The sequence below is a fragment of the Flavipsychrobacter stenotrophus genome (assembly GCF_002954265.1).
Taxonomy (GTDB): Bacteria; Bacteroidota; Bacteroidia; order Chitinophagales; family Chitinophagaceae; genus Flavipsychrobacter; species Flavipsychrobacter stenotrophus.
On record NZ_PPSL01000004.1, the window covers coordinates 388,656 to 409,904 of the forward strand.

Below are 21,249 nucleotides of genomic sequence, written 5' to 3' on the forward strand. Positions count from 1 at the left end.
TAACAACTGAGTTTATGTATAGGGAGGCAATTATAGAAGAACAGAGCGCTGAAATTGTGGTGGCAGAAGGTGGGCATGATAAGAACTCACCAACATGTACCAACTATTTACGGTCCATCCACGATACGTTGGATATCATCAGTGGTAAGTGGAAGGTGACCATAATTGGTTCGCTTAGTTTTGGTAAGAAGCGCTTTATGGAGTTGCAGCGGGACGTGGAGGGGATTGGCGCCAAGATGCTGTCTAAAGAGCTGAGAGAGCTGGAGATAAATGGCTTGGTTACCCGTACCGTGTATAACACCAAGCCGGTTACGGTAGAATACGAGATCACAGAATACGGGAAAACCTTACAACCCATAATCTTCGAAATGTCGAAATGGGGTACACAGCACCGCAAACGGATTATGAGTAAAGATTGACAATCAGTACAGTAAACCCGGGCACGATAATTTAGTCTTTATAGTAACTAAATTATATGATCATGAAAGGGTTTAGAAAAAGTTTACTGATACTTGCCATTGCATTGGGTTGCAATATTTATAGCAGTAACGCACAGATCTATATTAAAGTAAGGCCGGCACGCCCGCACTACGAAAGAGTGGTAGCGCCTAGTCCGCGCCACATATGGGTAGACGAAGAATGGGAATCACGTGGAGGAAAATACGTGTTTGTAGGTGGCCGTTGGATGGCACCTCCACGCGAACGAGCGGTATGGGTTCCCGGTCACTGGCGCCAGACTCGCAGAGGTGATATCTGGATAGCCGGCCATTGGAGGTAGTAATTTAATTAAATAAAAGAAATGGGGTGTACTATAAATCGTGCACCCCATTTTACGCTTAGGTCTTTATTGTACCAATAGGCACTGGAAATAGTGCCATCTAATGTCATTGCTATTGACTTAAGCAAAGGAGCAAGCTCTGAAAGAGCGACATAAATAGCGAGGGGTTTTAACCCTCAAGTGTTCGAAACGCTATAAAACAGGTCTGAAAGACCGAAATATAATAGCCCGGGGTGTAGTCCCGGGTATTAAAAAAGGAGGTGATCCTAGCCCTGAAGGGGCGAAAGAAGTTACATTATATGGGGAGTTTGTTACAGATAATGAAGTTTCGAACACTTGTGCGTTTTAACCCTTCGTACTGAAAAAAACAAGACACAAGCCCTGTAGGGGCGGCATAATTGTATAAGCAAAAAATAAAAATCCTTAAGTTAATGACATTAGACGTTGGGTGCAAAAGCCTTGTAGTCTTTATTGATACATCTTTTACATGGCACCCCTTATGACAATGCCATTAAGTGAAGCCTGTAACTACATGTAATGATGCCGAAGGTATCATATGTCTATAGCAAAGCCATATTGAATATGGTGCCGATGCTGAAGGTATCGTATGTATGTATAAGCGAATATATCTTAACTAAATGGCATTATTAATCCACCTCTACATATACCGGGCAATGATCTGAATGCACCACATCGGGCCTTATTTCGGCATGTTTCAGGTTGCCTTTCAATGGTTCTGTTACGTTGATGTAATCTATACGCCAGCCCTTATTACTAGCCCGCGCGCCGCCAAATGCACTCCACCAGCTATATTGGTGTGGATCTTTGTTGATGTGCCTGAAGCCATCTACATAGCCATTGGCAAATAGCTTGGTCATCCACTGTCTTTCTTCTGGAAAGAATCCTGAGTTCTTATTGGTCTTAGGATTATGTACATCCATATCCAGATGGGCAATGTTATAATCGCCGCAGATTATAAGGTTAGGTCGTTCTTTTCTCAGGTTGTTCAGGAACTCAAGAAACTCATCCAACCACTGATACTTATACGTCTGGCGCTCACCGCCCGTTGTGCCGCTTGGGAAGTACGCGTTGATAACCGTCTTGTCTCCAAAATCTGCACGGATCACACGGCCTTCAAAGTCACTCTGCTCTATCTGGCAACCTATCATCACATTATCAGGCTGTATCTTCGTGAGTATTGCCACACCGCTATAACCCTTTTTTTGTGCCGAAAATGAATACACTTTGTACCCGGTGCTTTCAATCTCCTTAACGGGTATATCTTCCTGATTAGCTTTAATTTCCTGCAGGCAAATTACGTCGGCAGGGTCGGTATTCAGCCAGTCTATAAAACCCTTCTTTGCCGCGCTGCGGATGCCATTTACATTATAGGTGATGATACGCATATTCGTCTGCTGTTTTATACCCGCAAGATAAGTAAGGTTGGTAAATAAAACCACACTAAAGACTGCTGAGCGTATGTATCTGATGTAGGTAACTCCGAATGTCACGGTGAGGCCCTCGAACCGCGACATTCGCACGGGACGTACACGTTTTGCATCCACATGCACGTCTGCTGTCGGTGCCTCCTGTCGCGAGAGTTAGCGTAGCGCTCTCGTGACGACATGATTTAACGGGTCTCTGATCCGAACATCATGACTTACTCGTTTTGTATCTACATTAACCTTTACATCTGCCGCTGTTGCGTCTTCTGACCAACAGCCATCGGGCCGGTCCTTTTTGAGATACACGTTTTCATAGTCATCACTTAGTCAAGCGAATCACAGTTCAGACAACTATATTTGCCACATGAAAAACAACAGGTCAACCATTAACTATCTAGTAGCCCTTGTGGCTGGCAGCCTGTTGCTTTTAATTCCTGCGTTATATAATCACTATCCATTGGTAGATCCTGATGCAGGCACCTACATAGCATCAGGCTTTAAGCTGGAAACACCTATGGACAGGCCCATTACTTATGGATTATTGGTAAGGCTTTTCAGTCTCAATGGCTTGTCGTTGTGGGGTGTGGTGGTTGCTCAGGCGCTTATTGTATCGGCACTCATCTTTAGCATCGTAAGAGCGGTAAAGCCCGTTGCCTATGCGAAGTATGGTTTTATTACGGTGCTGTTTTTGTCGCTTTATACATCATTGCCATGGCTGGTGGGCATGATCCATCCAGATATATTTACGTCTGTAGCCTGCATGTGTATTGTGCTGTTACTACTGCCGCCTGTAAGCAAGTTGGGTAGGGTATGTACCTGGCTGTTGTTCTTTGTGGCTATTGCAGTGCATATGTCGCACCCTATACTATTTGTTGGAGTAATTGTATGCCTGTTCCTGCTGAAGAAGATCTATGCATTGCCGACAGCATATAAAAAGCTGAGAACAAATCTCATTGTAATTGCGCTATTATCTATATCGGCCATTGCGGTTATGGGCTCGGCTTTGTCTAAATCCAAGCATGTATTTCTTACCGGTACGCTTCTGGAAAAGGGTGTGCTACAAGTGTACCTGAATGATAATTGCGGTACAAAAGACTACAAACTTTGTGCTTATAAAGACCAATTACCTAAAACATCGGATGAGTTTGTATGGCTCAGCAGCAGCCCGCTCTATAAGATAGGAGACTGGCACGGAACAAAGCAGGAATTTAGTGCAATTGATAAAGACATACTGACTACTCCCAAATATCTTGGTCTGTTTTTAGGTGCCTCTGTAAAACAGTTTCGGCAACAGGCTTTGTCCTTCAATATAGGTACAGGCACGTTTCAATTCCCTACAGGCAGTAATGTAAATAATCAGGTAGTGGCATATCTGCCACATGAGGTAGAACGATTCAACAGTGCCACCCAAAATATAGAAGACCTACCGGCAAAGCTGCACCTGATCAATATGATCTATACTACCATCATTGCGCTAAGTGTGGCTTTGCTGCTCCTCCTTATTATTTCCAGATGGAAGAATACCGGCACTGTACTACGTACGCTTGTTGTGGTGGGCATTACAGTCGTTATACTCAACTGTGCCGACTTTGCCACACTATCTGTGGTAGTAGGCCGCTATGGTGCTAAAATGATCTGGATGCTACCGTTTTGTGCATTGGTGTGGGTAATGAATTTAAAGAGTGAAATGCGCAAGCAACCATCATTGAGCCATTAAGCCATTAAGGAATTGAGCCATTAGATTAATCCCTCATCCCCCATACTCAGGTAATCATTGCCGGCTATAATGATATGATCGAGCAATTTGATATCCATCAGCGTGGCTGATTCCTTCATTTTCCTTGTCAGTACCTTATCGGCTTCACTTGGGTTTTTATTCCCCGACGGGTGATTATGTGCCATTATCAGCTGGGCCGCATTGCACAGCAGTGCATTTTTCAGAATGATGCGGATGTCCGCTACTGTGGCGGTCAATCCGCCGCTGCTGACCATTTCGCTCTTAATCACCTTGCCTGCTTGATTCAGGTACACCGCACAAAAACACTCATGGGTGAGGTCTTGCAATTGCGGCATAACTATTTCTACAGCATCTCTGCTGCTGCGAATGGTGACTCTTTCCAAGCCCTCGGCCAATTGTCTGCGCCTGCCCAGTTCCATGGCTGCCGATATGGTTATAGCTCTTGCTTCGCCAATGCCCTTTATTTGTTGTAGTTCTTTCAGGCTTAGCCGGCCCAGTTCCCTTAGGTTATTGTGTGCCAGTGCCAGTATGTCTTTCGCCAGGTCGAGTGCAGAGCGGTCTTTGGTACCACTTGATATGAGTATAGTGAGTAATTCAGCATCCGTCAACGCGGAAGATCCGCGCTGCATCATCTTCTCGCGCGGCTTATCGTCCTCCAGCCAGTTTTTTATACTCACAAATTCGTTCATGGCGATCAATTAGAACGATAAAAATAGCATAAAACAGGCATAAAAACACCTGTTGGCACCACCACTATTTTTATGCACACCCGGTGAATACTGCAAACCATCTACTGCCTCACTTTTCATTACATTTGCCCGAAAAGTCCCCACTCATTAACAACACACTTTTTGGTTTTAACTTTTGACTTTTAACTTAATTAAATGATCTATCATATAGTTACCGGCGACATGGCTGCTGCACCTCTGGCGCAGGCAATAGAAATGGAGCCCTCAATGGCGGGAACAGTCATCGTTATCAAAGATGTGCTGAGTGTTGGGCCTATACAGAAGGAAGAAGGTCAGAAGTTCTCTGAGCTTCGTTCTGCATTTTGGCAGGATGTGGTACTGAGTGAGAAGAACCCTATTGAAGCTGATGACCTGGAGCGATTGATTCTGGTGGGTAATGAACTATATAAAGATCCTACTGCGCAGATATGGATATGGAATGCACCATCTCCGGCCGATGTGTGCACTTACCATTGGGCTATGAAGTATGTGGGTAAATGGAAGGGTAGGCTATATGTAGTAAATATAGCCGGACTGCCTTTTTTGGATGAAAATGGTAAACTGATCTTCCCTAAGAATATAAGTGAAATACTGCCTAAAGAACTGGTAAAGGCCCGGAAACTGGCCCGGTTGGTTACCCCGGCGGAAGTAGAAATTGATACGGAAGAATGGGATAAGCTTGTCAAAGAAAATGCCGGGATCCGCACCCTGGAAGGTAGTAAGAGATTGACATCCAGAGCAGAAACTTATTATGATAATCAATTGATGGCCTACGTGACCCCTCAGTTTCAAAAGGCATCTAAGGTGATCAACAATCTTTTAGCTAAGGTAAGCGTACCTACCGGCGATCTTTACCTGGGCTGGCGCCTGCGTAAGATGGGCGAGGCTGGGCTGGTACACATGCAGGGTGAGGTTAATAAAGGGCTTAAGGATTTTGAAGTAAAGCAGAATGACGGTACATTGTTGTTGTAGAAAGTGGGCTCAGACCTGCAGATTGATCTCCTTACTTTTTTGCTCCAGACTACTCATGAATTGAGCTAGTTCCGTTGTAAATGCATCAAGTGTTTCGGCCGATGTTTTGATGTGGGCAAGCAGTGTTTTCAATTGTACTGGCGAGTCCATAAAGTCGTCTATTATATTCGATATACCCAGTATGTTAGCCACCGGTATCCTCACTTTATGAGAAGTGATGAACATCATTTCCTCAAGGCCCACAATATGCTCTTTCAGTTGACCTTCGGCTCTTTTCAGCTCTTTATAAGCGCTATCTAATTCAGAGGCTCTTTTTTCCTTTTCTTCAAACTGGTATGCCAGCTCCTGATTGGCAATTATTAATTCAGCTGCCCTGTCTTCTTTCTCGTAATTCTGAAACTCCAGTTCTTTGTTGGCTATGATCAGCTCCGCTGCGCGTTTTCCTTTTTCTGTACTCTGGTAGGCAAGCTCTTTATTGGCAATGATCAATTCTGCGGCACGTTTTTCTTTTTCATTATTTTGAAATGCTAATTCTCTGTTGGCCAGTATCAGCTCTGCTGCACGCATTTCTTTTTCTGTATTCTGGTACGATAGTTCTTTATTGGCAATGATCAACTCGGCTGCACGCTTTTCTTTTTCTGAGTTTTGGAAGGCCAATTCCTTATTCGCTAATATCAATTCTGCAGCGCGATTCTCTTTTTCTTCATTTTGTACCACCAGTTCTTTATTGGCAAATATCAGTTCCGCGGCTCTGCTTTCCTTTTCTTTATTTTGAAAAGCCAGCTCTTTATTGGCAGATGCAAGTGCTGAAGCCGTCTTCTCTTTTTCCTTGTTTTGAAAGGCTAGTTCCTTGTTCGCAATGCCTAATTCCGCAGCTCTCTTTTCTTTTTCTGTGTTCTGGAAAGCCAATTCTATATTTGCAATTACCAGTTCAGATGCTCTTTTTTCCTTTTCAATATTATGAAACACTAAGGCCTTATTAGCCAGTATCAGCTCAGCTGCTCTGCACTCTTTTTCTACATTCAGGAAGGCTAATTCTTTGTTGGCAATGATTAACTCAGCTGCCCTGTTTTCCTTTTCAATATTCTGGAAAGCCAGTTCTTTATTGGCAATGATCAACTCAGCTGCCCTGTTTTCTTTCTCTGTATTTTGGAATGCCAGTTCTTTATTGGCTATGATCAATTCGGCAGCCCTATTTTCTTTCTCTGTATTCTGAAAAGCCAGTTCTATGTTGGCAATGACCATCTCAGCAGCCCGTCTTTCTTTCTCATCATTATTAAACTGAAGGTCTTCATTGGCGCGTGTCAATGCGGCGGATCTTATTTCCCGTTCTGCATTTTCATGTGTTAAGTCTTTATTCGCCAACATTAAGTTATACGCCTTCTGTTCTTTTTCAGAGATCTGTAGAATGAGATCCTGGTTGGTAGCAATTAGTTCAGCTGACTTTTTGTGGTTGTTCATAAGAATATATTTATTGAGTGTAATGCCCTGATCAAATTCGGCATACCACCCTCATTTATCCAATTATAAACATCATGCCAAAGTATATTTTATTTTAATTCTATTATTTGCAAACAAATACGCATATAAAAATATGATATAATTAAAAATTCCTCAACAAGGGGCATAAAAAAAGGTGCAACATTGTTGCACCTTTTTTTAAAATATTTTATAACTACTAATAGTCAGAAAGCAAAGCATAGATCTCTATCATGTAGTATGGCTTGCTATCGTCTTTGTAAGAAATGTCGAACAGGTGGATAGAAACTTCTTCGTTCCTGTACAGATGCTCCAGATATTCCTTCTGAGAAGTTCTGCGCATTCTTGTCTTAGAATATTTTGCACTTGCTTCTACCTGGCGCTTCAATGATTCGTAAGTTTCAAGGCTCTGTGTTTCAAACTTGATAGCCACATAACGCTTGTAGCGGATGCTAGAATTGTCGTAGAATGTGTTGTAAGTAATTACGTTAGTACCATTCCTAAATACAGATGAACGTTCAGTGCTTTCCAGGTGATTCAACACATAACCTTTACCATGTACCAGTGACTCGAAAGTAGGGTAGTTTGATTTCCTTGACTGCAGTAATTCATCAAGTGAAAAACCCTGGGCCATACTCAGTGTACAAAAGCATAGAGAGAAGAAAGCAAGGAATAATAGTTTTTTCATGTTTATCTGTTTTTTATGACGTTGAGACAAAGATAATTTCTTTTGGTTAACTGTGAAATATTTGTAAAGATATTTTATAAGCCCCAATCTGGTGATTCTGACCACGTTTCGGAGCGTCGCTACAACATTAATTAGATATGATAATACCCGCAATGGTGGCAGACAGGTAAGATGCCAGCGTACCACACAACAGCGCCTTCATACCCAACTTGGCAAGATCTACACGGCGCTCAGGAGCCAATGCCCCAATACCACCTATCTGCATACCTACGCTGCTGAAATTGGCAAAGCCGCATATGGCAACAGTAACAATGGTTAGTCCTTTCGGGGTAACTACGTTTACGGTGTGTGTTGTAAGGTTTTTAAAGGCAAAGAACTCATTGATGGTAAGCTTCTGGCCAAGCAACGTAGCCACATTCTTTACGTCTTCACCAGGTACGCCCATTACCCATGCAAAAGGGCGGAATATAACGCCGAATATAGCATCTAATGAAAGCGCAGGATTGATACAGCCCAACAAGAAGTTGATAAGGGCAAACAATGCTATAAAGCCTATAAGCATAGCTATAACATTCATGGCTATCTTAAAACCATCAGCGGCGCCATGTGATATGGCATCAATCAGATTGGTATATCCGCTGTCCACACTTAGTTTCACTTTGCCCATAGTGGGCGATACCTCAGTTTCGGGGAAGACAATCTTTGAGATCACCAACGCACCGGGAGCCGCCATAAGGCTGGCTGCCATCAAGTAGTCGGGGCGGGCACCCATATTAGCATACACTATCAATATACCACCTGCTATACACGCAAGGCTACCACTCATTGACGCAAGTAATTCGCTTTTGGTCATAGTTGGCAGATAGGCGCGTATCATTACCTGGGCTTCCACTTGTCCTACAAATGCACTGGCCACATTACTCAACGCTTCCGCACCGCTTACGCGCATTACAAAGTTCATGGCTTTAGCAATTATAGACACTATAAACTGCATCACCTTTAGATAGTATAGAATAGCCACCAATACACACACCAGTATTATAGTAGCCGTTACATTGAATGCAAATACAAAACCACCTGCGGCGTAGTCAGTCACTTTGTCGCCCTGCACAATGCCTACTCCCCTGTACACAAACCCTGCACCTTCCTGCGCAAAGCCTTCCAGCTTTTGCATACCGTGGCCCAGCATCTGGAAGAAGTCATTGACGGGCTTTACCTTAAGTACCAGCAAAGCAATGACCAATTGTAGGCCCAGCCCACTGCATACCAGCCTGTAATTAATGCGTTTTTTGTTGTTGGAGAACAAAAAAGCAACACCAAGGATAACAACTATACCTATCAGTCCCGTAAAACGATCCATCTATAAATTCAGGTTAATTAAACTGCAAGATATAAATGTATGTGATACTGACCGCTACATTTTCTAAATTTGCACCTTTAGAGCAAAAAAAGTTACCACAAAAAGTGGTGTTTATTTATACAGAATGATAAGAGTAGGAAAAATTGTTGCCACTCATGGCATACAGGGTGCGGTGATCATGACCCATGTGGCGGGAGATGGCCGCTGGATGAAGAAGGGGCATGCCCTGATGGTGGAGATGCAAAAGGGTAGTTACATACCCTATTTCGTATCCGAATTCAGGATAGTGAATGATAAGGAGTTTAATATAAACCTGGAGGAGCTGAACATGGTGGAGAACGCCAAAAAGCTGGTGGGCAAGGCGGTATTTGTTGATGAAGCATTGCTGGTGGGGTATGCCAAAGAATCTCCCCTGTTGTGGATAGGCTTTACGGTTACTGACGTGCATGTAGGCCTGTTGGGTGTGATGGAAGACGTAATGCAGACTCCTAACCAATGGCTGGGCAAGATCATGTATAATGATAAGGAAGTATTGATACCATTATTGCACCAATTTATAAAGGATATACAGGTAAAACAGAAGCGCCTTATCATGGAGCTGCCTGCCGGCTTAATGGACGTTTACATGTAAAAATACACACTGGTCGAAGCATCTCGCTTCGTCCGGAACAATGCAAGCGACGCGCTTGCGAAAACAACAACACAATGCGCATAGATATAATTACTGTAGTACCTGAATTGCTGGAAAGCCCGTTTAACCACTCTATACTCAAAAGAGCCAAGGAAAGGGGGTTGCTGGAGATACACATTCATAATCCACGCGAGACCACTCCTTACAAACAGGGCCAGGTGGATGACTACCAGTTTGGCGGTGGGGCTGGTATGGTAATGATGGCTGAGCCATTGGCTATAGTAATTGACAAGCTTAAAGAAGAGCGTACTTATGATGAGGTTATCTTCATGACCCCTGATGGTGTGTTGTTTGACCAAAAGACTGCCAACAGGCTGTCAATGAAGGGCAACCTGATCATTATCTGTGGCCACTACAAGGGCATTGACGACCGTATTCGCCAGCACTATGTGACCATGGAGATATCTGTAGGGGACTATGTACTGAGTGGCGGGGAACTGGGCGCAGCAATAGTAGTAGATGCAGTTGGTCGCCTGCTGCCGGGTGTACTCAATGATGAAACCTCTGCCTTATTCGACTCCTTCCAGGATGGGTTATTGGCACCACCTGTATATACCCGCCCAGCCGACTTTCGCGGATGGAAGATACCCGATATCCTACTTTGCGGGGACCCTAAAAAAGTAGACCAGTGGCGCCACGAACAGTCTATAAAACGCACCGGTGAGCGCCGGCCGGAGTTGTTGAAGGGGATGGAGTAGGGAGGTACTTCGTTACTTGCACCAATTTATACGGCAATCGTCAATCCAAGAAGTAGAAGAGACTATCGCTATATCCTGGTTTTCCAAGAATTAATTCGCAACTCTTAAGTTTAAAGGGGAACTTATATTCACCATCTATTTGCCTGATAAAAACAAATGACAGCGTCAGCAGGTTTTGGTACATCCTAACCCGATGCAGAAATAGATGCCTCGTGTTTGTGTTGTCAACAAACTGTTTGTAGATCTTTTTGTATTTCATTTTGTTACCATCACCAATCCCATATAAGTCGTAATTGTGGAGAGCTATTTTGAAAAAATGTCCTCCACTTTCAAATGAGTATTCGTTGTTTAAAAATCCATTAGTGTCGACGATATATATGGTATCTGCTAAAGGTAAATATGGGAATGATTGACCGCTCAAGATATTTATTCGATCATTTTTACTGTAACTATCGAAAACTGTTGTTGTTTTTGAGTCAGATGTATCAATGTACTTTATCCACTGATAGCCAGAAACAGGATCAGCCACAAGTACTACTTTGTTTTTCAGTTTTTGAGCAATGGTGTTAAATGAATCCTGGTGAATAAGGTTCATGCAAATGGACTGGAACATTTGCTCATCCATGCTTTGAGCGAAAGAACAATTAGGCAACAGAAATATCAAAGTGATAAGAATAAAGACCTTTTTCATCTGTCAAAATTATGGTGATTAGAAATAGGTAGCTGCAAGCCTAGTTACAACCCACACAAAAACGCCATAGTATCCACATTATCGGCATAGGCGCTGAGAGCGGGTTTCTGGGAGTCTCCGAAGGGTATGAAGTCGTGCCCTATTATGGCTTGTATAGCGTCATTTGTCTTTAGTTCTTCCTTCATAGCAGCAATGTCATCGTAGTATTTGTAGTGGAGCACGCTTACTGCTGAGAATGGTAAATCGTTCTCAACCATCAGTATCGATTCATTGCTCATATACGGTACGCGGTTGAGCAGGTATATGGCCAGGTGATAGTCGAAATTGTTCTTGTACTTGTTCAGATCTGCATAGCTGTTGTGCCTGGTGAAAGCTTTAAGCAGGCGCTCAAACGGGAATTCGCGGGGAACACATACCTGCGTAACATTGCGGCAGCCCAGGCCATAGTACAGGTACACATCATCGGCCAGCAGTGCTAGTTCTTCATCAGTTTCACTGCCATCAAGGATAGCAACTGATGTCCTGTTCTTGCGGATGATATTCGGGTATTTTGCAAAATATTGCTCGAAATAGCGGGCGGTATTATTGCTACCTGTGGCTATGTAGGCATCGCATCCATTCAGTCTTTCTTTTATCTCTACCTGCTCTAACACTTCCGGCTCCCATTCGCCTAAAAGTCTAAGTATATAAGTAAGTAACACATCGTCTTTAGACGACAGCTTCATGTGCACGTAGTGCCCGCTGATGAAACCGCACAAAAAATCGTGAAAGCCCACCAGTGGTATGTTGCCGGCCATTACAATGCCCACGATCTTTGGTTCTGCAGGTAGTTGGTAATTGGCCAGCCATGCTGTCAGTTTATCCCTTTGCAGAAACTGCGATACAATATTGTTTATAGCCAATGATATATGCTCGGGAGTAAACCATGCGTTGGCACTTACCGCCCTGTATTGCGCTTCCATCCAGCCATCGTCATTACTCATCATCCAGGTTCCCAGGTTGCAAAGCAGGTCTATTCTTCTATTTGTATCTATGGTCATTTGTTTATTCTTTTTCGCAAGCGAGACGCTTGCATGTTTCAGGACGAAGCGAGCCGCTTCGACCAGTGTTATTTTTTAATCGGTACAAAGATATTTACGATTTTTGGCATTGAACCATAATTGCGTAACTCAATGAAATCCCAAAATTTGCACATGTAGTTGGGTATTGAGCAATTCAGCCATTACGCCATTCCTCGTGCTATTTCCCAAAGCACCACGCCAACGGCTACCGATATGTTCAGCGAGTGTTTAGAGCCCCATTGAGGGATCTCTATGCAGGCATCAGCTGCTTTTATGGCTTCTTCGTTTACGCCGGCTACTTCATTGCCAAATACAAGGGCTATCTTCTCATTGTTGGTTTGCAGGTTTTGCAGGCTTATGCTGTTGTGTGCCTGCTCTACCGCCAGTATCTTATAGCCTTCTGCTTTGCAATGGTTGATTGCTTCCATGGTAGTTGCAAAGTGTTGCCATGTTACAGACTCTGTTGCGCCCAAGGCTGTTTTGTGGATGTCGCGGTGAGGGGGGAGTGGGGTATAGCCGCACAAATAGAGCGCTTCCACGGCAAAGCCGTCGCAGGTGCGGAAGACAGAGCCTACGTTGTGCATGCTGCGTACTTCGTCCAGTATTACTATTATGGGGTGTTTAGTAGCCTGGCGCATATCTTCTGCGCTTAGTCGGCCAAGTTCCTCCATTGTTTTTTTTTGCATTTGCATAAACAGTTATGTCGCCCTTACAGGGCTTGCGTCTTTGGTTGTCTCTTTACAAGGGGTTAAAACCCCTCGCTATTGATGTCGTCCTTTCAGGACTTATTATTTTAGCAAATAATGCGAATTCCCGGACTACAAACTCCCCTAAATATATTCGTCCCGATAAGATACCGGGACGAATGTTGTAATTAGTATGTTGTATGTTTCTATTCTGCCAAACGGAAGCCCAAGGAAGTGCTTTTAGTGGTTGGTACGTAAGCGGCACGGCGGGTAACTGATACTTCGTCTTTAAGGCTCTTCCATGATCCGCCACGAACTACTTTAGAGTTGCCGCCATCTGGTCCTTGCGGGTTAGATACGTTTTTCTTTGAAAAGTAGTCTTTGCTGTACCAGTCGTTTACCCACTCTTCTACGTTGCCGGTCATGTCAAACAGGCCCAGTTCGTTAGCCCTCTTCTTACCTACAGGGTGCTGGTGGTCGTTGGCATTACGCTCGAACCATGCAATATACTGCAACACCTTACGGCCGCTGTATTTGCTCATGTTCTCTTTATTCTCGCGGGTACCGCCACGTGCTGCAAATTCCCATTCTGCTTCTGTAGGCAGGCGGTAATGCTTGCCTGTCATGCTATTGAGTTTGGTAATAAATTCCTGTATGTCGTTGAAGGTGACGTTTGTAACAGGGCAATCAGCACACTGGTACTTAGATGGGTTGTTACCCATCACTGCCTCCCACTGTGCCTGAGTAACCTCGGTAGCACCAATGGAGAAGTCTTTAAGCATTACAGTGTGGTTCGGCCTTCTGTCCATTGCCGCGCTGTCGTCTCCCATATCAAACTTGCCGCCTTTCACCGTGACCATGTCAACAGATACCTGCTTTGTATCCTGGTGTGCAAAAGCTGACTGTAACGATAACAGCAGAACAACAGGCAATAAAATTTTCTTCATAGACTACTTTTATTTATTCTGTACTCAAAAGTATAATTCAAAAATAAAAAATTCCAATCAGTTTTCGCAATCTACTTTGCCTACAGCAGTTTCCTGCTTTGAGCCTCACCCCAGCCCTCTCCAAAGGAGAGGGAGAATGATGTCTGCGCTGTCGCGCAGGATTTAAAAGACAACGGCAATTTGATCCGCATTTGACGCCCTTTTTTGCTTTAGCCGTAAGCGCTAGCTTACTATTTCCAGTATCTTGGTTGGTGCCATATTAGCATTTCTCATTGCCACCGCACGCGCTACAGCCTGTGCCAGCACTGTAAAGGCTTCTTTGGTTACCTGGTCGTCGTTAATAACTGCCGGTATACCCTTGTCGCCACCTTCGCGTATGCTCTGTACCAATGGTATCTCACCGAGGAATGGCAGCTCAAACTGATCAGCCATCTGCGATGCGCCGCCCTTGCCAAAGATGTAATATTTGTTGTCCGGCAATTCTGCGGGAGTAAAATAAGCCATATTCTCTACAATGCCAAGTATCGGCACATTGATCTGTGCCTGTTTGAGCATCATAATGGCTTTTCTCGCGTCTGCTGCTGCTACCGCCTGAGGTGTAGAAACGATCAAAGCGCCGGTTACCGGAATGGTCTGGCAAAGGGTGAGGTGTACATCACCTGTTCCCGGTGGCATATCTACTACCAGGTAGTCCAACTCATCCCAATACACATCGGTAATGAACTGCTTGATAGCCGAGCTGGCCATAGGTCCGCGCCAGATAACAGCCTGCTTTTCATCGATAAGCAAGCCTATAGACATAGCCTTGATACCGAAACGCTCAATAGGAACGATCATATTCTTGCCGTCTACATCGGTCATCTTAGGGCGCTCCTCGCGAATGCCGAGCATAATAGGAATAGAAGGGCCATATATGTCGGCATCGAGCAAGCCTACTTTGGCACCTTCCTGCGCAAGGCCCAGTGCCAGGTTCACTGCTACAGTAGATTTACCTACGCCGCCCTTGCCTGAGGCCACCACTATAATATTCTTTACACCCGGAAGTACAGATTTATTGTCTTTACGGTTGGTATTTACATTGGCGGTAAGATTCACCTTTACTACAGCTTCTTTATCTACCAGATGATGAATGGCAGTAACGCAAGCTCTTTCGATCATCTCTTTAAGCGGGCAGGCAGGAGTTGTGAGTACCACAGTAAATGATACATTCTTACCATCAACTTCTACATCCTTCACCATGTTCAATGTTACCAGGTCTTTTCCCAGATCGGGTTCTTCCACATTGCTCAGCGCCTCTAATACAGCTTCTTTTGTTATCATGTAAACCTTTGTTAAAGTACTTTTTTCGTACCGCAAAAGTAAGTGAAACCCGCTTACTTTGTAGGGGTACAAGTGATCTTTATTCGTTTTTAACTGTATACGGTTATAAATAGAATTAATTTCATTTCGATTGCCCGACCCTCATCTGTTTCTTATTTATAATTGTAACTTTGGTATACATGCGGATGAATTTTTTGTCATATTGTCTCTTATCGCTGCTGGTGCTCGCAGTTGGTCAAACTGGCCATGCTCAAACCGGGTATGACAATGTGATACAGATAAACGGGGTGATCATGACAGCCGACAGCCTTAGGGCAGTGCCCAATGTGACAGTACAGGTAAAGAACAAGAACCGCGGTGTAGAGTCGGAATACTCGGGTGTATTTAGCATTGTTTGTTATAAGGGGGATACTCTGGAATTCAGCAGTGTTGGTTACCGCCCTAAAGAATATGTAGTAAAAAAGGATATAGGCGGTAACATATTTTCTATGATACAGTTGATGGTTCAGGATACGTTCTTTCTTCCTGAAACGATCATCCGTCCTTTGCCATCCGGAGAGGGATTTGATTATGCATTCCTGCACTGGCGCATTCCTAATGACCAGTACGAAATTGCCCGCCGCAATACAGATGCCTACATCCTTCGTGCGCTGGCCTATACCTTACCTAAAGATGGCCATGAAGCACAATCGGCCTACCTGCAGCAGCAGGCACGTGAGGCTGTTTATTACGGACAACAAAAACCAATGAACATCCTTAACCCGCTTGCATGGGGCGAGTTCTTCGAGGCCTGGAAGCGCGGTGATTTCAGAAAAAAGAGTAATCCTTATCTGAGTACTCAGAGTAGTTATTAGGGGTTTGTCCTGATTTTTGTCTGAACCAGGATTTATAGGATTAAAGGATTTATGGATGCCCGATAATTGGGTTGCTATGCTCAGCCGCTCTGGAGACGCAATTATGCGTCTCTACGTTCTCGGAGTTGAGTGATTTTTGATTTACGCGGCCCGCTCCAGACTCTTCTTCCAGATCTTTATGTTTTGTTTGAGTACCTCGTAGTCGACATATTCGAGGAAGTCGTTGGCGTCATGGATGAATTGGCGGCTGGCGGCGGGTAGGCAGTACTGGAAGAGGTTATATTGCAGCCATTTGGCGTTTACCTGCGTGTCTCTGAATTTTACGGTGGTGGCGTCTTCAATAAAGCCAATGTTGCCAAGGATGTAGTTGTAGTCTTCAAAATCCTGCTGGCTTACAGGTGCTGTTTCTTGTGCGGCTACGACCTGTTGTTTTTCTGTGTTCGCCGGTACTGCAGTGGGAGCCGTTTCCGCCACCGTGGTTTCTTTCTTTGTTTTGCGCGATGGCGTTCTGCCAGAGAATCTCCTTATTTTATCCAGACAGTTCACGAGTTTCACCATCATCATTGTTTCTTCGGATGTTGGGGCGTCTTGCCCCTGTGGACGGGCAATGATGTTTCGTTGGATAGCAATGATCTGGCGGCAAAAGTTTTCGGCGATCTGATCTGCGGCTAAGAGGGCGGCTTCGTGGTATTCGTTTGTAATGTTGTTCATGCTGATATAGTTTGAGGATGTAAAATTGCTATGAAAAAACGACACTTGCAAACTAAAAATCATAAGTTATCCACATTTGCGTGTGCCAAAAGTGATGCTATCAATTGATTTTCAATGTACTTATGAGTGATCAAAAAATGTGGATATCTTTTTTAGAGCCTTCACTTAAATAATTAATAATATATTATTAATTTGCAAAGAAAAACCGGATCATGAAACACACATTTATTCTAATTCCCGTTATTGCCGTGGCAATGATCGGTTGCAATTCAGGCGAAACAAAGACGGCGACAACTGATAGCACCACTGCTACGACAGCCACTACCACCACGGTAGCTGCAACACCCGCTAAAGAAGAAACCAAGGCTCCGCCAATGGATTCGGCAGCCAAAATGAAGGCATGGATGGACTATGCCACACCGGGTGATATGCACAAGATGCTGGCATCTATGAGTGGTAAATGGTCCGCAGAAACCACTATGTGGGAAGAGGAAGGCAAGGCACCGCAAATGGGTAGCGGTGTATGCGAGAATAAGATGATAATGGGTGGCCGTTATGAGGTGTCGACCTTTCATGGTACCATGATGGGGATGCCTTTTGAAGGCACTAACACAATAGCCTATGACAATGGTAAGAAGAAATTTATAAGCACGTGGATAGATAATATGGGTACGGGAATGATGAACCTGGAAGGTACTTATGATGCCGCAGGTAAAGCACTAAACCTTACAGGCAAGTGTGTAGACCTGCTTACCGGTAAGGATATGGAGATAAGGGAAGTGACGAAGATGATAGATGACAAACACCAGGTAATGGAGATGTATACTACTCCGGCAGGTGGTAAAGAGTTTAAGACAATGGAGATAAAGTATACGAAGAAATAAGTGTTAGCGCTCATGAAATGAAAATGCCACTTGCAGTAGCAGGTGGCATTTTCATTTGAGTATTGGACTAGATCATTAGCTGATTTCCGCCCCTTTATTGAGGAACTGAATAAAGGGATCCATTGTAGCAAAAGTATCTGTAACAGTCTTTACAAACGTTTTGCTATGTATTTCTTTGTCAGCTATGTTGTTGCTGACAACAAATCCTTTCATCTTAATGTACTTTATTGCCGGATTATCTTCGGTATAGCCAACGGGTGGTTTCTTGGCCGATTCTCCTGTTACTTCGGGGAACATTTTTTTGAATTTCTTATCGTCTATTATGGCTTTGAACTCATCGAAGTTATAATCGATCTCCTGCCTTACAGCTTTAAGTACAGGCGATTCTGGCATCCACAAGCCGCCACCGGCAAAGGTTTTGCCACCCGGCTCTACATGCAGATAAAAGCCTGCACCGGTAGACTTTTTGCCACCCTTGTTGAAGTAGGCACCAAAGTGCGATTTGTAGGGTGTTTTATCGGTACCGAAACGTACATCTCTGAATATGCGGAAGATGCAGTCTTTGGGTTTCTGCTCTGCAAACGCAGGTTCCATCTTTGCCAGGCCTTTAAGTATATCCGCTACCACTACTTCAAAATCTTCTTTTGCAGCGGTGTACCGGTCGCGGTTGGCGTCGAACCATGGCTTGTTATTGTTGTGCGCTAGCTCTTGCAGAAAGGTGGTGGTGCCGGTGGTAAGCATGAATAAGTTTTTTGAGCAATAAATTTTGAAGCGTTGGCTTAAGGATGTTTAAAAGCCTGGTTGTTGATAAATGAGGTATCGGTGAGTGTGTGCAGGAAGGCAATGATGTCGGTCATATCCTGAGCTGTCATTCTACCTTTGGGAGATACTGAAAGCACCGGGTCTAGCGATGGACTGTAATGAAAGCCGGTGTTATAATGGTCAAGGCACTGCTGCAGGGTAGTAAACCGACCATCATGCATGTAAGGGGCAGTGAGGGCAATGTTCCTTAGCGATGGTGTTTTGAATTTGCCACTATCGCTGCCTATGAGGGTGATCTTATAGCGTCCTGCATCGGCATAGATGCTATCTACACCATTGTTACGGAATTCAAAATCTGAGAAGGTGCTACCCATTGCATGGCAGTGCGTGCAGTCGCCTTTGGCCGGGTCCTGGTATAGCTCCATACCTCTTAATTCCTGTGCAGTAAGAGTCGCCGAGCCTCTTACATATTGGTCGTATTTTGAGTTGCCCGATATCATGGTCCGTTCAAATTGGGCTATCGCCCTCATGAGCATAGATGTCGTAATGGTGTCGCCACCAAATGCTTTCTTGAACAGAGTAGGGTATTCCAGATCTGTATTCAGCTTGTGAATGGCGTTGGCAAGGTTCTCGTGCATCTCTACCGGGTTCTGTATTGGGCCAATTACCTGGCTTTCCAGGTCTGCAGCACCACCATCCCAGAAGAATTTTTTCTGGTAGCCAAGGTTCACAAGGTTCATTGCATTGCGTGTACCTGCTAAGCCATCTATACCTATGCTATATTGGTTGCTGCTGTCGGTAAATGAAAAGGCCTGGTTGTGGCAGCTGGCGCAGCTCATGGTGCGGTTGCCTGAAAGGATAGGATCGTAAAACAACTTTCTACCTAGTGCCACACCTTCTTGGGTCATTGGGTTGTTGGCCGGTATATCCATCCTTGGTAAACCCGTTGGTATGACCAACAGATAGGGGGTAGGACCTGTATAAGCATCGGGGTTTATGTCCTTTTTACAGGCATTAAAAACCGTTACTGATAACATTAGTGCAAGTATAGCCAGACAAATGTGTAATTTCTTATTGCTCATTTAATGATTATGATTACTGTACTTTATCGAATGTAAATGCAGATGAGAAATTGGCTTTCATCTGACCTAACCATGCTCTGTCTCTTGTTTCCAGAGATTGGTGCACGGCATTGCCGCTATCGAAAGTAATAACATTAGGATCGCCGTATTGCTTATTGAGGTCGAACTTGAGCAACATGGTCTTATGGTCTGCTGCTATGGTGAATGCCGATACCGGGATGTCAATAGTTTTCATATTAGCATCTACACCATAGTGGTAAAGCAAGACGGATGTGCCACCCGTGTCATTGATGAATGTTCCCTCATGCTTAAAGAATATGTACCCGGTGCTCCAGGTCCACACCATGCCGTTAGATGGGTTCAGGTCGCCTTCATTCAGTAATGTATGGTTCTTGGCAGAATCTACACCTATGTAAAAGCGAACCGCTTTGTAAGTGCCATTGGCAACAGAATCGAGCGTAAAGGAACAGGTGCTGGTATCGGCAGCGTTGATGAGCTTATAGTTGGCGAAATTATGCTCCGAATTATCGCTTTTTATCAACGTAAAATTGCTCACGAAGTATTTGAGCAGGTCTACCTTATACGCATTGCCAGCGGCATTGGTATAGGTGCCGGAGCCCATTACAATGGCTGTGCCGCCGGCCTCATTACTAAATTTTACAGTAAGCGACCCGTAGCTGCTTGTTGGTGTTACAGGAGTAACTACAACAGCCTTGTCTTTATACCTGCAAGATGCAGTTACTAACAGCGCGCAAATGGCTGCAATGCCGGCATATCTGAAACCGGAGAATCTAGATCTAATAGCAGAAATCATGTATGTAAAGATACTGATTTTAGGAGAAAATAGTTTTGCCGGCAAACGCAGAGTTTGTAATTAACTTTTGCAAAGCCATTGATATTGACCACAATAAGAAAAGCCAAAGAGAGTTTAGGTTATTAGTAACTTTACCCACAGGGAAATTGTCTACCAATAAGATGATAAAACGGTGTCTGATACTCTTACTCATATGTTTGCCGCTGTGCCTGAGGGCGCAGTTCAACATGTTTGCTAAAGAGGGCGAAGACCTGAAAAAGTTTACAGGAGCATTGGTAATGGGGCTTAATTTCTCGCAGGTAGATGGAGACTCTTACTGGGGTTATCACAAAGTAGGACTGAATGCAGGTGCCCAGGTATTCATCCACTTTACCCCATCTATTGGCATTAGCATGGAATTGCTCTACACCCGCAAGGGTAGCAGGGCAGCGACGGTGACAGAGTCACCCTACGTAGGCACGTATATATGGAAGTACTACATGGATGTGAATTATGTGGAGGTACCCATTATGCTGCACTATACAGAGGGTAAATATGACTTTGAGCTGGGCGCGAGTTATGCGCGCCTCATCAATTCAAACGAATATGTGATCACCGACCAGCCCGTGAATATAGATGCAGTCGGCAATCGCTTTAATATATCTGATATCGACTTCACTGTAGGACTTACCCGCCACTTGTATAAAAACCTGCTGGCCAATATCCGTTACCAGTATTCCCTCACCTCCATTCGCCCACCCGAAAGAATACCCATAGGGTATAGCTATGGCAATCAGGGGCAGTTCAATAATCTGTTTAATTTAAGGTTGGAGTATGTGTTTTAGTTATGTACTCAACAGTTTTGCAGTATCTTGGTAAAA

Annotated in this window: 23 protein-coding genes; 9 read left to right on the forward strand and 14 right to left on the reverse strand. The window is 44.2% G+C overall.

All coding sequences use genetic code 11. The features are described from left to right. Positions 1-14 precede the first annotated feature (14 nt). Complete coding sequence (locus CJD36_RS16085) at positions 15-419, forward strand: winged helix-turn-helix transcriptional regulator (RefSeq protein ID WP_105040220.1); 405 nt, start codon at positions 15-17, stop codon at positions 417-419. Positions 420-481: 62 nt separating this feature from the next. Then, positions 482-778 carry a YXWGXW repeat-containing protein gene (locus CJD36_RS16090; RefSeq protein WP_161499339.1) on the forward strand — a complete coding sequence of 99 codons (297 nt, stop codon included), beginning with the start codon at positions 482-484 and terminating at the stop codon, positions 776-778. Positions 779-1,425: 647 nt separating this feature from the next. Here the strand turns inward: CJD36_RS16090 and CJD36_RS16095 are convergent. Continuing rightward, positions 1,426-2,313, reverse strand: coding sequence for an exodeoxyribonuclease III (locus tag CJD36_RS16095; protein WP_240609369.1), 888 nt, complete (start codon positions 2,311-2,313; stop codon positions 1,426-1,428). Positions 2,314-2,587: 274 nt separating this feature from the next. Between CJD36_RS16095 and CJD36_RS16100 the strand changes: the two genes are divergently transcribed. After that, positions 2,588-3,940: a hypothetical protein gene (locus CJD36_RS16100; protein WP_105040222.1), complete on the forward strand. Its 1,353-nt coding sequence runs from the start codon at positions 2,588-2,590 to the stop codon at positions 3,938-3,940. 20 nt (positions 3,941-3,960) lie between these two features. Here CJD36_RS16100 and radC read toward each other — a convergent pair whose 3' ends face one another. After that, the gene (gene radC / locus CJD36_RS16105) at positions 3,961-4,650 is read right to left on the reverse strand and encodes a RadC family protein (RefSeq protein ID WP_105040223.1); all 690 of its coding nucleotides are present in this window, start codon (positions 4,648-4,650) and stop codon (positions 3,961-3,963) included. A gap of 195 nt (positions 4,651-4,845) precedes the next feature. On the opposite strand from radC, the gene CJD36_RS16110 reads away from it, so the two are divergent. Next, entirely contained in the window at positions 4,846-5,661 is an 816-nt protein-coding gene (locus CJD36_RS16110; RefSeq protein ID WP_105040224.1) for a DUF3658 domain-containing protein, read from the forward strand. A 9-nt stretch (positions 5,662-5,670) separates the two neighbouring features. On the opposite strand, the gene CJD36_RS23495 is transcribed toward CJD36_RS16110, so the two are convergent. From CJD36_RS23495 to CJD36_RS16130, 3 genes are all read right to left on the reverse strand, one after another. Next, entirely contained in the window at positions 5,671-7,122 is a 1,452-nt protein-coding gene (locus CJD36_RS23495; protein WP_205685624.1) for a coiled-coil domain-containing protein, read from the reverse strand. 217 nt (positions 7,123-7,339) lie between these two features. Then, positions 7,340-7,828, reverse strand: coding sequence for a hypothetical protein (locus tag CJD36_RS16125; protein WP_133162670.1), 489 nt, complete (start codon positions 7,826-7,828; stop codon positions 7,340-7,342). A gap of 127 nt (positions 7,829-7,955) precedes the next feature. Then, on the reverse strand, positions 7,956-9,188 hold the full coding sequence (locus CJD36_RS16130; RefSeq protein WP_105040226.1) for a NupC/NupG family nucleoside CNT transporter: 1,233 nt from the start codon (positions 9,186-9,188) through the stop codon (positions 7,956-7,958). A gap of 124 nt (positions 9,189-9,312) precedes the next feature. On the opposite strand from CJD36_RS16130, the gene rimM reads away from it, so the two are divergent. Together rimM and trmD are read left to right on the forward strand one after the other, a co-directional pair. Next, positions 9,313-9,819, forward strand: coding sequence for a ribosome maturation factor RimM (gene rimM, locus CJD36_RS16135; protein ID WP_105040227.1), 507 nt, complete (start codon positions 9,313-9,315; stop codon positions 9,817-9,819). Positions 9,820-9,893: 74 nt separating this feature from the next. Beyond that, on the forward strand, positions 9,894-10,577 hold the full coding sequence (gene trmD, locus CJD36_RS16140) for a tRNA (guanosine(37)-N1)-methyltransferase TrmD (RefSeq protein WP_105040228.1): 684 nt from the start codon (positions 9,894-9,896) through the stop codon (positions 10,575-10,577). A gap of 40 nt (positions 10,578-10,617) precedes the next feature. Here the strand turns inward: trmD and CJD36_RS16145 are convergent, their stop codons facing one another. From CJD36_RS16145 to CJD36_RS16165, 5 genes are all read right to left on the reverse strand, one after another. Continuing rightward, positions 10,618-11,268 carry a hypothetical protein gene (locus CJD36_RS16145; RefSeq protein WP_105040229.1) on the reverse strand — a complete coding sequence of 217 codons (651 nt, stop codon included), beginning with the start codon at positions 11,266-11,268 and terminating at the stop codon, positions 10,618-10,620. 44 nt (positions 11,269-11,312) lie between these two features. Continuing rightward, on the reverse strand, positions 11,313-12,308 hold the full coding sequence (locus tag CJD36_RS16150) for an acyl-CoA reductase (RefSeq protein WP_105040230.1): 996 nt from the start codon (positions 12,306-12,308) through the stop codon (positions 11,313-11,315). A gap of 182 nt (positions 12,309-12,490) precedes the next feature. Next, positions 12,491-13,015: an RNA methyltransferase gene (locus CJD36_RS16155; protein ID WP_105040231.1), complete on the reverse strand. Its 525-nt coding sequence runs from the start codon at positions 13,013-13,015 to the stop codon at positions 12,491-12,493. 206 nt (positions 13,016-13,221) lie between these two features. Continuing rightward, on the reverse strand, positions 13,222-13,962 hold the full coding sequence (locus CJD36_RS16160) for a formylglycine-generating enzyme family protein (RefSeq protein WP_105040232.1): 741 nt from the start codon (positions 13,960-13,962) through the stop codon (positions 13,222-13,224). Positions 13,963-14,184: 222 nt separating this feature from the next. Continuing rightward, positions 14,185-15,282 (reverse strand): Mrp/NBP35 family ATP-binding protein, encoded by a 1,098-nt coding sequence (locus CJD36_RS16165; RefSeq protein WP_105040233.1) that lies wholly within the window; start codon positions 15,280-15,282, stop codon positions 14,185-14,187. Between the two features lie 179 nt (positions 15,283-15,461). On the opposite strand from CJD36_RS16165, the gene CJD36_RS16170 reads away from it, so the two are divergent. Continuing rightward, positions 15,462-16,136 (forward strand): carboxypeptidase-like regulatory domain-containing protein, encoded by a 675-nt coding sequence (locus CJD36_RS16170; protein WP_240609370.1) that lies wholly within the window; start codon positions 15,462-15,464, stop codon positions 16,134-16,136. 141 nt (positions 16,137-16,277) lie between these two features. Here CJD36_RS16170 and CJD36_RS16175 read toward each other — a convergent pair whose 3' ends face one another. Continuing rightward, positions 16,278-16,847 carry a hypothetical protein gene (locus CJD36_RS16175; protein ID WP_105040235.1) on the reverse strand — a complete coding sequence of 190 codons (570 nt, stop codon included), beginning with the start codon at positions 16,845-16,847 and terminating at the stop codon, positions 16,278-16,280. A gap of 212 nt (positions 16,848-17,059) precedes the next feature. Between CJD36_RS16175 and CJD36_RS16180 the strand changes: the two genes are divergently transcribed. Next, positions 17,060-17,731: a DUF1579 domain-containing protein gene (locus CJD36_RS16180; RefSeq protein WP_105040236.1), complete on the forward strand. Its 672-nt coding sequence runs from the start codon at positions 17,060-17,062 to the stop codon at positions 17,729-17,731. A 75-nt stretch (positions 17,732-17,806) separates the two neighbouring features. Here the strand turns inward: CJD36_RS16180 and CJD36_RS16185 are convergent, their stop codons facing one another. From CJD36_RS16185 to CJD36_RS16195, 3 genes are read right to left on the reverse strand one after another with little or no spacing between them, the layout of a single operon-like run. Next, entirely contained in the window at positions 17,807-18,472 is a 666-nt protein-coding gene (locus CJD36_RS16185; RefSeq protein WP_105040237.1) for a DUF2461 domain-containing protein, read from the reverse strand. 38 nt (positions 18,473-18,510) lie between these two features. Further along, complete coding sequence (locus CJD36_RS16190; protein ID WP_205685625.1) at positions 18,511-19,575, reverse strand: cytochrome-c peroxidase; 1,065 nt, start codon at positions 19,573-19,575, stop codon at positions 18,511-18,513. A gap of 13 nt (positions 19,576-19,588) precedes the next feature. Continuing rightward, positions 19,589-20,389 carry an MbnP family protein gene (locus CJD36_RS16195; protein ID WP_133162671.1) on the reverse strand — a complete coding sequence of 267 codons (801 nt, stop codon included), beginning with the start codon at positions 20,387-20,389 and terminating at the stop codon, positions 19,589-19,591. Positions 20,390-20,616: 227 nt separating this feature from the next. Between CJD36_RS16195 and CJD36_RS16200 the strand changes: the two genes are divergently transcribed. Next, complete coding sequence (locus tag CJD36_RS16200; protein WP_161499340.1) at positions 20,617-21,213, forward strand: outer membrane beta-barrel protein; 597 nt, start codon at positions 20,617-20,619, stop codon at positions 21,211-21,213. Positions 21,214-21,249: the final 36 nt, after the last annotated feature.